The organism is Nitrospira sp. Kam-Ns4a (genome assembly GCF_965152595.1).
Map to the genome: position 1 here is coordinate 2,160,505 of NZ_OZ224218.1, position 12,825 is coordinate 2,173,329.

Consider the following 12,825-nt stretch of genomic DNA (forward strand, 5'->3'; position numbering starts at 1 on the left):
ATGGCCACGTTCATCAAGGAAGTGGACGGGCGGACGCGGCTCGCCGGCGCGAACCAGATGGAGCTGCTCCTCTTCCACGTCGGGACCCGGGAGATCTTCGGCATCAACGTCTTCAAGGTCCGCGAGGTCATGAAGGTCCCGGCGCTCACCCGGATGCCAGAGGCGGACCCGCGCCTCGAAGGCGTGGCGAACATCCGGGGGACGACGGTGCCCGTCATCGGGCTCCAGCGGACCCTCGGCCTCGAGGGGGAGGGGGCTCCGGCGCGACCGGGCGAGGACGGCACGGGCAACCTGATCGTCACCGAGTACAACATGAGCCTCCAGGCCTTCCACGTCGCCGGCGTGGACCGGATCCTCCGGCTGTCCTGGACGCAGATCAAGCCGCCGCCGCCGCTCGTCCGCGAGACCGCGAAGGGGGCCGTGACGTCGGTGGCGATGCTGGACGACGGCCAGATGGTGCTGATCCTCGACGTGGAGAAGATTCTCTCGGATCTCTGCCCGCGGCCCGACGAGGAGGTCTACGCGGGGGTGGAGACGGCGCCGGCGGTGAAGTCCAAGCGCGTCCTGTTCGCCGACGACTCCAGCGTGGCCCGCACTCAGATCCGCAAGACCCTGGAGCGGCTGGGGATCGCCTACATCCAGACGGTCACGGGGCTGGAGGCCTGGAACCAGCTCCAGATGCTCGCGGCGAACGCCGAGCGGGCCGGCAAGCCGCTCAAGGACGAGATCCAGCTCGTGCTGAGCGACATCGAGATGCCGGATATGGACGGCTTCACGCTGACCAAGCAGATCCGCAACGACCCCCGGTTCGCCTGGCTGCCGGTCGTCCTCCACTCGTCGCTGACCGGGACGTGCAACGCCGCCAAGGGCAAGGCGGTCGGGGCCACGGACTACGTCACGAAGTTCGAGCCGAAGACGTTGGGCGAGGTCATTGTCAAGTACTGTCGCGAGGGCCCGTAAGGCCGCACGCGGGGGGGACGGAGATGGGCGCGCCGATCCAGGTGCTGGTCGTGGACGACTCGGCCTTCATGCGGAAGGCCCTCTGCGCCATGCTCGAGGGCGATCCGCGGGTGGCCGTCGCCGGCGTCGCCCGGAACGGCGAAGAGGCGGTCCAGAAGGTCGCCGAGCTGCGCCCCGACGTGGTGACCCTCGACGTCGAGATGCCCGGCATGAACGGCCTGGAGGCGCTGCGCCGGATCATGGCGGTGCGCCCCCTGCCCGTCCTCATGGTCAGCTCGCTGACCGTGGAGGGGGCGAGCGAGACGCTGCACGCGCTGGAACTGGGGGCGGTGGACTACATCCCGAAGCAGCTCGACGGGCTCGCCACCAACATTACGGCCATCCGGCAGGAGCTGCTCGCCAAGGTGATCGCGGCGGCGGGCGCCGCCGGCAAGCTGCGCGCCCGGCCGCCCCGGCGGGGCGCCGGACCGGGAGAGGCGGCGCCGGGGCGAGGGGCGACCGGGGCGTCGCCGCGTCGCCGCGTCCCCCTGTCGCCGCGCCGTCCCTGTCTTCGAGCACCGTCGTGGCGACCCGGGGGAGCAAGATCGTCGCGATCGGGTGCTCGACCGGCGGCCCGCAGGCGCTCCTGGAGCTGCTCCCGCTGCTGCCCGCCGACTTCCCGGCCGGCATCGTGATCGTCCAGCACATGCCGAAGTTCTTCACCAAGCCGTTCGCCGACCGGACGAACCAGGTCTGCCGGATCGAGGTCCGCGAGGCGGCGGACGGGGACGTGGTCGTGCCCGGCGTGGCGTTGGTCGCCCCAGGGGGGCTGCAATGCCGGCTCGTCCGGCGGCGGGCGACCACCGTGGAGATCGCCCTCAGCCCGAACGCGGACGGCCGGCTGCACGCGCCGTCCGTGGACGTGATGCTGCAGTCGGTCGCCGAGGTCTACGGCGAACGGGGCGTCGGCGTCATCCTGACGGGGATGGGGCAGGACGGCCTGGAGGGCGCCCGCGCGCTCCGGGGCGCCAAGGGCCGCATCATTGCCCAGGACGAGGCGAGCTGCGTGGTGTACGGGATGCCCAAGGCCGTGGTGGAGGCCGGGTATGCGGACAAGGTCGTGCCGCTGCCGCTGATCGCCGGCGAGATCATGAACATGGTGTGAGCGAACCGTCGACAGCGAGCCGCAAACACCCCGTCGCGCTGAGCGACGAGCGATTCGCTGTGTGCGGCAATCCGCAATGCTGAGGGGGCAATCATGGCGAACTGGTTGAGCGGGATGAAGATCGGACCGAAGTTCCTGCTGTTCGCGGTGGCCATCGCGACGGTGGTGACCGCGGGGGGCCTGTGCTTCGTGTACCGGCAGGAGCAGAGCAAGATCCACATGATGTTGGAAACGCGGGCGAAGGTGATCCAGGCTCAGATAGAGGCCACTCGCGCCTACATCACCAAGCACTACGTGGCCAAGATCAAGGGCTCCAAAGTCGGCCCGGAGATCCAGGTGACGAAGGAGCATGCGGGGAATCCGGACGCGATCCCGCTGCCGGCCACGGCGACGCGGGAAATCGCCGAGGAGCTGAGCCAGAAGGGGATCTTTAACGCGCGCCTGATCAGCGCGACGCCGCTGAACCCGGGCAACTCGCCGAAGGAGCCCTTCGAGGCGGAGGCGCTGAAGGCGATCATGGCCGGCGCCGACTCCTTCGCCCGGATCGAGGAGGCCAACGGGACCCTGACCTTCCGGCGGGCGACGCCGGACAAGGCGACGGCCGCCGCCTGCGTCGGCTGCCACCAAGGCAAGCAGGTGGGCGACGTCCTCGGCGTGCTCTCGGTCTCGCTGCCGATGGCCGACGTCCAGGCGGCCTCGACGCGGTCCATCCAGGGGACCGGGCTCACCATCGTCGCCGTGGTCTCCGGCGTCCTCCTCACGACCTACGTCATGCTGCGCCTGATCGTGCTCAAGCCGCTCGCGTCCATGACCGCCATCTCGCGGGACATCGCGGAGGGCGAGGGGGATCTGACCAAGCGGGTGCCGGTGAGCGGCCGCGACGAGATCGCTGAGCTGGGCAGCTGGTTCAACGTCTTCATCGAGAAGCTCCAGGGGATGATCGGGAAGGTGGCGCAGGTGACGGACAAGGTGGCGTCGGCGGCGGTGCAGCTCTCGGCGACGGCCGAGCAGATGTCGAAGGGGGCGGAGAGCCTGACGGCGCGCACGACGCAGACGGCCACGGCGGTCGAGGAGATGACCGCGACGGTGGGCGAGGTGGCGCAGCACAGCGGCAAGGCCGCCGCCATGGCCCAGGAGACCGTGCAGACGGCCAAGAGCGGGCGCGAGGTGGTCACCAACACGGTGGCGGGGATGCAGCAGATCGCCGACGCGGTGACGCAGTCGGCGGCGATCATTGCGGCGCTGGGCAAGTCCTCGGATCAGATCGGGGAGATTGTGCGGGTGATCGAGGACATTGCGGACCAGACGAACCTGCTGGCGCTGAACGCGGCGATCGAGGCGGCGCGGGCGGGGGAGCAGGGGCGGGGCTTTGCGGTGGTGGCCGACGAGGTGCGGAAGCTGGCGGAGCGGACGACGAAGGCGACGAAGGAGATCGGGGACATGATCCGGCACATCCAGCAGGACACGAAGGGGGCGGTGGCCTCGATGGAGGAGGGCACGCAGAAGGTGACGAGCGGGGTGGCGCTGGTGAACCGGACGGGGGAGGCGTTGGCGCGGATCGCGGAGATGGTGACGGGGACGGCGGACATGATTCGGCAGATTGCGGTGGCGGCGGAGGAGCAGTCGGCGGCGACGCAGCAGATTGCGAAGGATATGGAGACGGTGGCGACGGTGACGCGGGAGACGGCGAGTGGGGCGACGGAGTCGGCGAAGGCCAGCCACGACTTGAGCCAGCTCGCCACCGAATTGCGGATGTTGATCGACCAATTCACGCTGAATCACGACGCCGACACCCACCACGCCGCCCTGAGACCCCGAACGGCTGATGCCGCTGACGCGACCTGGTCGAGGGAACGAGTCGGAGGCGCTCAATGGTCGACACGGAACATGGCCTGATGACCCCTGGGGCTGAATCGGCTTGGTCTAGATCCGGGATCACCGGCTCAGCCAGTCTTGTCCAGAACAGTGACGCCGACACGTTCCAGCTGGTCACGTGTCAGCTGGAGCACGAAGAGTTCGCGGTCGATATTCGGCGTGTGCAGGAAATTAACCGAATGGCGGACATCACACGGGTGCCCAAATCCCCCCCATTTCTTGAAGGGGTCATGAACTTGCGAGGCCGGATCATTCCGGCGCTGGATCTCCGCCGGCGGTTCGGTCTCCCGGACGCCCCACGCACCGCGCGATCACGCATCATCGTGGTCCACGCGCACAGTCGCATGATGGGACTGATTGTGGATGCCGTCACGGAGGTGCTGCGGATTCCGCGGCACGCGATCGAGCCCCCGCCCTCGTTGGGAGGAGCGATCGGGGCCGAGTTCATCCAGGGCGTCGGTCAGATCAACGGCCGGTTGCTGACCGTGCTCGATCTCGATCGCGTGCTGGAATCGGCCAACTCGACGACATTGGCCGACTCCCCTGCTGGCGGCCGGGCCGACTTCCCCGTCGGCGGCCGGGCCGACCCCTCCGCTCGCCTTCCGTCGCTGGACGCCGGAGCATACACAGTGAGCGCCAGTCGTCCCCGCTGAGGGACAGCGCACCTGGTAGCTGGTGATGACCGCACCGCCATGCGGTCGGATGGGTATCCGCACAAGAGACAGGCATGGACTTCCTCACGCCGCTCGGGCTCGCGATCGCAGTGGGCGCGATTGTCGGTGGCACGATTCTGGAAGGCGGCCACGTCGGGTCAATCCTTCAACTGACGGCATTCGTCATCGTGATCGGCGGGACGCTGGGGGCCGTCTGTATTCAATATCCATGGTCGGTCGTGCGACACAGCCTGCGCCTGCTCACCTTGGCGTTTCAGGTGCAGCCCAACACGCTCAACGACCAGATTGTCCGCATCACGGAGCTCGGGACATTTGCGCGCAAGCAGGGGCTGCTCGCGCTCGAGGGGAAGCTCAAAGAGCTGCACGACCCCTTCTTCAGCCGGGGCGTCCAGTTGATCGTGGACGGCACGGACCCCAACGTCATCCGGGAGATTCTCGAAACCGAGGTGGCGCAGCACGAGGAGGCGGCGCTGACCGCCGCGAAGCTCTGGGAGTCGGCGGGCGGCTACGCGCCGACCATCGGCATCATCGGCGCCGTGCTGGGGCTGATCCACGTCATGGAGAACCTCTCGGATCCGTCGAAGCTGGGCGCCGGCATCGCGGTGGCCTTCGTGGCCACCGTGTACGGCGTGGGCTCGGCCAACCTCCTGTTCCTGCCGCTGGGGAACAAGCTGAAACTGAAGCTCAAACAGGAGGTGCTGGCCCGTACGCTTGTCATCGAGGGCCTGATCGGGGTCGCGCAGGGCGAGAACCCGCGGTTGCTCCAGGAGAAGCTGCAAGGCTACCTCCCCGAGAGCCAGCGGCCCAGTGAACAGGGGGACCGGTGATGGGTGACGGGGGATGGGCTGAGGACTGAGAACTGCGCCTGTGAGTCGCCGCCATGGCTAGGAAACCCCATCACGAGGAGCACGAGAACCACGAGCGCTGGCTCGTCTCCTACGCGGACTTCATCACGCTCCTCTTCGCCTTCTTCGTCGTGATGTACTCGATTTCGATGATCAACGAAGGCAAGTTCCGGATCTTCAGCCAGTCCATGAAGGAGGCGCTGGTGCCGATCTCGGACGCGCCGCTCTCGAACCGGCGCTACGAGATCGGCACCTCAGAGTCGGCCCTCATTCCGGCGATCAGCCCTCGGATGCAGTTCATGCGGCAGGTCAAGGCCATCCTGGCCAAGACCATCGGGGAGAGCGAGTTCAAGGGCCGCATCTCGGTCAACGAGGTGGAGGACGGCATCATGATCGCGATCGCGGACAGCCTCCTGTTCGAGAGCGGACAGGCCGCGGTCAAGCCCGAGGCGCTTCCCCTGCTCGCCGCGCTGGCCGACGCGCTCGGGACGACGACCCAACCGGTCCGGGAGATCCGGGTCGAGGGCCACACGGACAACGTGCCGATCCGCACCGCCCAGTTTCCGTCCAACTGGGAGCTGTCCGCGGGCCGCGCCGTGGCGGTCGTCCGGCTGCTGACCGAGCGGTTCAACCTGCGCCCGCAGCAGGTGTCGGCCACCGGCTACGCCGAGTTCCGACCGGTGGCGGATAATAGGACCCCCGAAGGGCGGGCCGCGAATCGCCGAGTTGAGATCGCCGTGCTGATGGACTAACCAGTCAGCGGGCCCCCACCCCTGTGGGGCGGTGCCCCCAGCAGCGATCTCGCCCAGCCGGCCTCGGGTCGTCGTCAGCCGACCCCGTCGGTCTTCAGAATGCCTGTGATGAAGCCGATAAGGAGAGCGCAGCGTGGGCGCGGGCCAGCGCGAGGGGCGGGGGGGGCCGCCCAAGACGCCGAGGCGGTGGGGACGACAGACGAATCCGCGCTGATGGGCGAACCGGGCGCAGCAGGGCCTCCGCCACCAGCCGTGGGGGAAGGCGGCACAGCCGCCGGCGCGCGGGGCGGCGCAGCGGCCCTCGGCCCCCTGCATGCCGAGGAGCCCGGCCGCCGAGCCGGATTCCTGGATCTCCTCATCGAGCGGATGCGGCGCCAGCCCCTCCCGGCGCTGCAACGGACCGCAGCCCGATTGAGGACCCTCCCGACCGGCGAAGACTATAACGTGCAGGATCTCAGTCGCGCGGTGATGCAAGACCCGGTGTTGACGGCGCTCCTTCTCCGTGTGGTCAACTCAGTCTTCTACCGGCGCACCCACGAACCGATTACGACGGTCACCCGGGCCATTCTGATGCTGGGAGAGGAGCAGGTGCGCCGGTTGGCGGTGAAGGCCGCCTGTGCGGAGCTGGCCACGCTGTCGCCGGCTGTGCGGCAGGTGGCCAGACGCGCGCTCCTGGCGGCCTCACAGGCGGAGGCCCTGTGCGGAGCGGTGGGGATCGGAGACTGCGAGGGGGTCGTGGTGGGCGCACTCCTCGCCAATTTCGGCGAATTGGCGATTGCGTGGTATCTGCCCGAGCAGTACGCGCGCGTCGAGACCCGGATCCGGCTCGAGGGGGAGGACCGGCGCACGGCGTACCAGGCGGTGCTCGGCGTGCCCCTCGACCAGGTCTCCTGTGCCGTCGGCGCGGTCTGCGAGCTGCCCGAGGCGGTGCAGCGGGCCTGGCAATCCGACGGGGACCAGGGGAGGCTCATCCGGCTGGCGACGCGATTCGCGACGCACCTGGAACAGACCCACGGCGAGCTGCCGAGCGAGGACGCCATCCAGCAGACCCTCACGGACGAAGGGTGGCCGGGGCCGGTGTCCGCCGCGACCATCCGGACCGCCCTGCAGAACGGCCTGGACGCCGCCGCGATCTGCATCACCGTGATGGGACTGGGCTAAGTGAGGGCCCCACCCCAGCGCAGCCCCAGCAGGGAGAACAGGGTCGCGATGCGATCAGATCACCCCCCCACACGCCATCCAACGTCCACCCGGCCCCTCCCCGACGGCCGGTGGCGCGCGATCCTGGAGGCCGTGAGCGAGGGCCTGTACGGCCTCGACCGCGGCGGCCGCTGCACGTTTCTCAACGAGGCCGGCGCGGCGATGATGGGGGACACCCCCGCCGCGCTGCGGGACCAGAACCTGCACGCGCTCCTCCATCACCGGCCGCCCACTCAGTTCCACTGTGCAGAGGAGGGCTGTCCGATCCGCCAGGCCCTCACGACCGGACGGCCCGTGCGGGTGGACGAACAGATCTTCTGGCGGCGAGACGGCACCGCCCTGCCGGTCGCCTGCACCGTCGTGCCCCTGCGGCAGGGCGACGACGTCACAGGGGTCGTCCTCGCCTGCACAGACCTCACGCCACGCAAGCAGCTGGAGGCCCAGCTGCGGGAGCTGGCCCGCGCGGATGCGCTGACCGGGTTGCCCAACCGCCGAGTGTTTCTGGAGTGGCTGCCGCGCGCGATCGCGCGCACCACACGGACGGATCGCGTGGGAGCCCTCCTGGTGATCGATCTGGATCGCTTCGCGCGCATCAATGACATGCTGGGCCAGGCGGGCGGCGATCGGCTGTTGCAGGCCTGGGCGACGCGGCTGATCGGGTGTCTACGAGCCACCGATACCGTGGCTCGTCTGGGTGACAATGAGTTCGCCATCCTGCTCGAGGACCTGCTCCTCCCGGAGGAGGCCGCGGTGATTGCGCAGCGCCTCCTGCACGCCCTGGCCCAGCCCTTCCTCATCCACGCGCACGAGTGTGTCGTCACCGGCAGCATCGGCATCGCCCTCTTTTCGTCAGGGCGCCCGGATCACGATACCCTGTTCGCCCATGCCACCACCGCCCTGCATGCAGCCAAGGCGCATCGGAATACCTACCGCGTCTTTGCGCCGGGGATGAAGACCGTGACGGCGGAGCGCCTCGCGCTGGAATCACACCTGCGCCACGCGCTGGACCGCCAGGAGCTGGGGCTGGTCTATCAGCCGCAGGTCGATGTGCGCGACAACCGGATCGTCGGCGTCGAGGCGCTGCTCCGCTGGACCCATCCGGAGCATGGCGTGCTGTCCCCGCACGTCTTTATCGGGCTGGCCGAAGACACCGGGCTCATGGTGTCGATCGGCGAGTGGGTCGTGCGGACGGCGTGTCAGCAGCTCAAAGCGTGGCAGGCCCACGGGGCACCGCCGGTGCGCGTCGGGGTGAATCTCTCCCGGGTCCAGCTCCAACAGCCCCAGATCGTCAAGACCATCCGCCAGATCCTCACGGACACCGACCTGGATCCCCGGTGCCTGGAGCTGGAGGTGACCGAAAGCCTGTTGATTCAGCCCGGCACAGTGGCCGTGGAGACCCTGCACGCCTTACGGGCTCTTGGCGTGCGGTGTGTGGTGGACGATTTCGGCACCGGGTATGCCTCGTTCAACTACCTGAAAGATCTCCCGATCCAGGGGCTGAAGATCGATCAGTCCTTTGTGAAACCCGTGACGACGAGCGCCAAGGAGGCCTCGATCGTCAAGACGATCATGACCCTGGCCCAGACGCTGAATCTCGATGTCGTCGCGGAAGGGGTCGAGACAGAACAGCAGCGGGATGTGCTGCGCGCAGCCCAGTGCTTCGTGATGCAGGGGTACTACTTCGCCCGGCCGGAACCCGCCGAGGCGGTGGCCGCTCGGCTTGTGCCGGGTCCGATCCAGGCCACCGCGTTGTGAAGCAGGCGGCCGGCCGCGACCTCACAACGGAGTCCGGCCGGCAGAACAGGGGGATGAGACAATGAACGACATGCAGGAAGGACACGGCACGAACGGCGCCCAGGAAGATCTGCAGAAAGATCGGACGGACCCCTCCCGGACGTTTCGCCTCCAGGAGCTGATCGATGCCAGCCCCGCGATCATCTCGGTGATCGACCCCGGCTGCTGGCAGGTGTGCTATCAGAATCGAACCGGCCAGACGCAGTTGGGCCCGCTGGTCGGCCACACGTGCTTCGACCACATTGCCCACCAGCCCGCCGTCTGCGGGTTCTGCAAAGCCACCGAGGCGGTCCAGACCGGGACGGTAACGGCCTCGGAAGTGCCCCGGCCGGACGGCCGGTGGTTCCTGGTGCAATGGGCGCCGATCCGGTCGACGGACAACCGGGTCTTTGCCCTGGAAACCATCACCGAGATCACGGAGACGAAGCGACGGGAGCAGGAGTACCTGGCGCTCAAGCAACACTTCGAACAGCTGGCCTCGCGGGATGCGCTCACCGGGCTGCTCAATCGGCGCGGGTGGCTGGCGCAGGCCCAGCGGAGGGTGGACCGGGCAGCCCATGACGCGGCGGCAGTCGGGATCCTCATGGTGGATATCGATCGGTTCAAACACATCAACGATACGTGGGGGCATTTGGCCGGCGACGACGTGATTGTCGAGGTGGGTCGGCGCCTGGTCAGGCAGTGCCGTCCGGACGATCTGGTGGGACGGTGGGGCGGGGAAGAGTTCGTCGTGCTCCTCCACCCGCCGGTCGGGGATCTCAGGAAGATTGCCGAGCGGGTGGTGCGGGCCGTCCGGCGCCAGCCCATTGCAGTGCCGGGAGCGGCGACAAGGCTCCCGGTCACGATCAGTGTCGGCGCGACCGCCGCGGTCCTCCCCGCCGGGGAGCCGCAAGCTCTTGAACGCCTCGTGGACGAGGCGGACCGGCAGCTGTTGGCCGCCAAGGCTCAGGGGCGGAATCAAGCGGTGGTCGCCCCCATCCGTCCCGTGCCGCGCGAGGCGGCGCGGCGCCCTGTGCCACCGGCCGAGCCGATCCCCACGCCGGCTCGTCAGCGCCTGCATGAGCGGAGCGGCGGCCACCCACCTCCAGGGAAAGCCGCCCATCGACACGAACCCACGTCAGCGTGGCCTCCTCAACTTCCCCACGGCTAAAGCCGAGGGGGTCTGGGGCCGGTGACGGATGTCTGTTCGGCTCTCACCATCAAACCCGTGCCTCGCGGCGGGCCCGACGCTCTCGAGCAATCCGCTCCGCAAGGAACATCTTGAGCAGGGACTGGTATGGGACATCCTTCTCATTGGCCAAGGCCTTCAGCTCGTCCAGCAGAGACACCGGTAGACGCACCGAGATTGCCGTGGTGCTCGGTTTGAGCGCGGGGAACGACCCCTTGACCGCCTTGTCCCAGTCGAAGTAATCGACGACGTCGTGCTTCGCCCAGAAGTCTCGCTCTTGGTCCTCGCTCTCAAAGCGTGGGATCGGTTTCTTCGCGCTGTTCCTCTTGCTCATATCGCCTCCGCTCGCGGCGACTCATATCGCGGGCTGAAATCACCCGGATCAGCGTCCCGCGGATCGTGAAGACAACGGCGAGCAGACGACCCCCGCTGGTTTGGCCAAGGGCCGCATACCGGGGCTCCGTCTGCGAATGTGCCGGATCCGGCGCTACGAGCACCGGCCGGTTGAAGAAGACCTCCTCGGATTCCCCCTGCGTGACTCCGTGGCGCTCCCAATTCTTGTCGAGGTTTCCAGCATCCCAGTCGAAACCGGTGCAGTGATCCAGTACCTCCGGAAACCGGCGCATGCAGACTGTATATAACTGTTATATACTCATGTCAAGGCCGGAACAGCGAGCACAAGCGGATGTGACCTAGAGTGTTCTTGTTCAGCCCATTGAGTCCAGTTTACCCACAGACCGGCGGGTAACCGACGTCGGTGGGCCGGTCGCTCAGCCGGCGTCGTTAGTCGCCGAAGCCTCCTGCGTTCCGGCCACTCGCACGACGCGGAGCTCGATCACCCGAAGCCGCTTCCGGGCAATCCCGTCCTGACGCAACAGGATCTCGACGCCTTGACGGATGGCCGCCGGAAACGACCCGGCCTCGATCGACACCTGCTGGATCGCGTGCTTCGCCAGCGCCTCAGGAAACCGTGCCAGAATCTCATACCGCTTCATAGACCCTCCGCAAGGCAACCCGCGACTGCAGTCGCGCGTTGTTTACCAGTTAACCTTCAAGATCGGGTGTGGTCGCACCTTCGAACGCGCGGGGCCTCAACTGAGAATTACTTCCCGGTTCGAGAGCCTGGGGGTGCCGAAGAACTCATGTCGCAGGACAGGTACAGGAGCCGCTTTCTGGGTTAGACAAGACACTCAGGGAACGGCTTGCACGAACGGGAGTTGGCGCCCTCTTGCTATTCGGCCTGGAAAACGGCATAATATGTCTGATAATCAGATAGTCAGATATTCAGGCGCTTTTCTCAAAGAGGAAGTAATATGGCTACGGAAACCAGCAAGGTCGGCAAACGGGGAACCGTTGTGATCCCTGCCTCACTCCGCCGCCGGTATGGCATCAAAGAAGGCTCCCTTGTGATTGCTGAAGAACGAGCTGAGGGTGTGCTGATCCGACCGGCTACAGCCCTCCCGGTGGAAATCTACAGCCCGGAACGCCGCGCGGAGTTCCTGCTGTCCAACGCCGTGGATGCGGAAGACTACGAGCATGCGCGAAAAGCAGTCCGAAAGCTGGGCCTCGACCCGGACGCCATTTCCCACTTCAACCCGACCAAGGCCTAGGGCGTGGATCGGGTCTTCCTGGATGCCAATGTCCTGTTCTCCGCCGCCTACCGGCACGACTCCCGGCTCCGGCAACTCTTCAAGTTGCGTAGCGTGAGCTTCATTTCCTCGGCCTACGCGGTGGAAGAAGCCCGTCGCAACCTCTCCACTGTCCAGCAGCGCAAAGACTTGGAGCAGCTCTGTGCATCGATGGAAATCGTCCCTGCCGCTCCATCCGAATCGCGTCACTTGCCTGAATTCAAACTGCCGGAGAGCGACCGCCCAATCCTCCTGGCCGCCATCGGTGCTCGCGCAACCCATCTGCTTACCGGCGATGTCAAGGACTTCGGCCGTTATAGCGCGGCGCGGGAATACCCATCCCCTTCAGGGGGTGGGATGAAAGCGCCTATTTGCCTTGGCACTCATGTATGTATCGTCGAATAACCTCTGCTGACACGCTTCCCGCCGTACCCACATAGTACGCCTGTGTCCAAAGCTGCTCTCGTTCGCATACCTTTTTGAGCCAGGGGAACCGCTCACGCAACTTCCTCGACGTATATCCTTTCAGCAGGCCCACGATGGTGGCCGGCGCCCATCGAGGTGGCGCGGATACGAAGCAATGCACATGGTCGATGTCCATTTCCATGGCCAGAAGTGTAAATCCGTGTTGGACGCAACATTCAGCGATGAGCCGCTTGCAGGTGCTCTCCACCACGTCGGTGAGCACTTTCCGGCGATACTTCGGAATCCATATGAAGTGGTACGCAATTTGATAGTGCGTCCATCTGGTTTTTCCGGCTTGCAAGGTATCGCTCATTGAACTA

The 12,825-nt window shown here is 66.8% G+C and carries 14 protein-coding genes and 1 pseudogene; 11 read left to right on the forward strand and 4 right to left on the reverse strand.

Annotated elements, in window-relative coordinates; genetic code table 11:
- The 9 genes and pseudogenes from ACWHYQ_RS10825 (at window position 1) to ACWHYQ_RS10865 (ending at window position 10,394) form a co-directional block, all read left to right on the forward strand.
- Window positions 1–960 carry a chemotaxis protein gene (locus ACWHYQ_RS10825; RefSeq protein WP_447972143.1) on the forward strand — a complete coding sequence of 320 codons (960 nt, stop codon included), beginning with the start codon at window positions 1–3 and terminating at the stop codon, window positions 958–960.
- 23 nt (window positions 961–983) lie between these two features.
- Window positions 984–2,104, forward strand: a pseudogene (locus ACWHYQ_RS10830) (protein-glutamate methylesterase/protein-glutamine glutaminase).
- A 93-nt stretch (window positions 2,105–2,197) separates the two neighbouring features.
- Window positions 2,198–4,000: a methyl-accepting chemotaxis protein gene (locus ACWHYQ_RS10835; protein WP_447972144.1), complete on the forward strand. Its 1,803-nt coding sequence runs from the start codon at window positions 2,198–2,200 to the stop codon at window positions 3,998–4,000.
- Window positions 4,000–4,632, forward strand: a complete 633-nt coding sequence (locus ACWHYQ_RS10840; protein ID WP_447975552.1) for a chemotaxis protein CheW — start codon at window positions 4,000–4,002, stop codon at window positions 4,630–4,632. Before ACWHYQ_RS10835 ends, ACWHYQ_RS10840 begins: the two co-directional genes overlap by 1 nt.
- 74 nt (window positions 4,633–4,706) lie before the next feature.
- A complete protein-coding gene (locus ACWHYQ_RS10845) occupies window positions 4,707–5,480 on the forward strand; it encodes a flagellar motor protein (RefSeq protein ID WP_447972145.1) in 774 nt (257 codons plus the stop codon).
- A gap of 53 nt (window positions 5,481–5,533) precedes the next feature.
- Window positions 5,534–6,250: a flagellar motor protein MotB gene (locus ACWHYQ_RS10850; protein ID WP_447972146.1), complete on the forward strand. Its 717-nt coding sequence runs from the start codon at window positions 5,534–5,536 to the stop codon at window positions 6,248–6,250.
- A gap of 186 nt (window positions 6,251–6,436) precedes the next feature.
- Window positions 6,437–7,411 (forward strand): HDOD domain-containing protein, encoded by a 975-nt coding sequence (locus ACWHYQ_RS10855; RefSeq protein WP_447972147.1) that lies wholly within the window; start codon window positions 6,437–6,439, stop codon window positions 7,409–7,411.
- A gap of 48 nt (window positions 7,412–7,459) precedes the next feature.
- Complete coding sequence (locus ACWHYQ_RS10860) at window positions 7,460–9,205, forward strand: putative bifunctional diguanylate cyclase/phosphodiesterase (protein WP_447972148.1); 1,746 nt, start codon at window positions 7,460–7,462, stop codon at window positions 9,203–9,205.
- A gap of 61 nt (window positions 9,206–9,266) precedes the next feature.
- Window positions 9,267–10,394, forward strand: coding sequence for a diguanylate cyclase (locus ACWHYQ_RS10865; RefSeq protein ID WP_447972149.1), 1,128 nt, complete (start codon window positions 9,267–9,269; stop codon window positions 10,392–10,394).
- Window positions 10,395–10,443: 49 nt separating this feature from the next.
- On the opposite strand, the gene ACWHYQ_RS10870 is transcribed toward ACWHYQ_RS10865, so the two are convergent.
- The 3 genes from ACWHYQ_RS10870 to ACWHYQ_RS10880 all read right to left on the reverse strand — a co-directional run bounded on the left by ACWHYQ_RS10870 (window position 10,444) and on the right by ACWHYQ_RS10880 (window position 11,407).
- Window positions 10,444–10,746, reverse strand: a complete 303-nt coding sequence (locus tag ACWHYQ_RS10870; RefSeq protein ID WP_447972150.1) for a BrnA antitoxin family protein — start codon at window positions 10,744–10,746, stop codon at window positions 10,444–10,446.
- Entirely contained in the window at window positions 10,703–11,038 is a 336-nt protein-coding gene (locus ACWHYQ_RS10875; protein WP_447972151.1) for a BrnT family toxin, read from the reverse strand. The genes ACWHYQ_RS10870 and ACWHYQ_RS10875 overlap by 44 nt, the downstream gene beginning before the upstream one ends.
- Window positions 11,039–11,182: 144 nt before the next feature.
- A complete protein-coding gene (locus ACWHYQ_RS10880) occupies window positions 11,183–11,407 on the reverse strand; it encodes a hypothetical protein (protein WP_447972152.1) in 225 nt (74 codons plus the stop codon).
- A gap of 318 nt (window positions 11,408–11,725) precedes the next feature.
- Between ACWHYQ_RS10880 and ACWHYQ_RS10885 the strand changes: the two genes are divergently transcribed.
- Complete coding sequence (locus ACWHYQ_RS10885) at window positions 11,726–12,022, forward strand: AbrB/MazE/SpoVT family DNA-binding domain-containing protein (protein ID WP_447972153.1); 297 nt, start codon at window positions 11,726–11,728, stop codon at window positions 12,020–12,022.
- 3 nt (window positions 12,023–12,025) lie between these two features.
- Window positions 12,026–12,445, forward strand: coding sequence for a PIN domain-containing protein (locus ACWHYQ_RS10890; RefSeq protein WP_447972154.1), 420 nt, complete (start codon window positions 12,026–12,028; stop codon window positions 12,443–12,445).
- On the opposite strand, the gene tnpA is transcribed toward ACWHYQ_RS10890, so the two are convergent.
- Window positions 12,408–12,818: an IS200/IS605 family transposase gene (gene tnpA, locus ACWHYQ_RS10895; protein WP_447972155.1), complete on the reverse strand. Its 411-nt coding sequence runs from the start codon at window positions 12,816–12,818 to the stop codon at window positions 12,408–12,410. The two genes, ACWHYQ_RS10890 and tnpA, sit on opposite strands and share 38 nt — an antisense overlap.
- Between the last annotated feature and the right edge of the window lie 7 nt (window positions 12,819–12,825).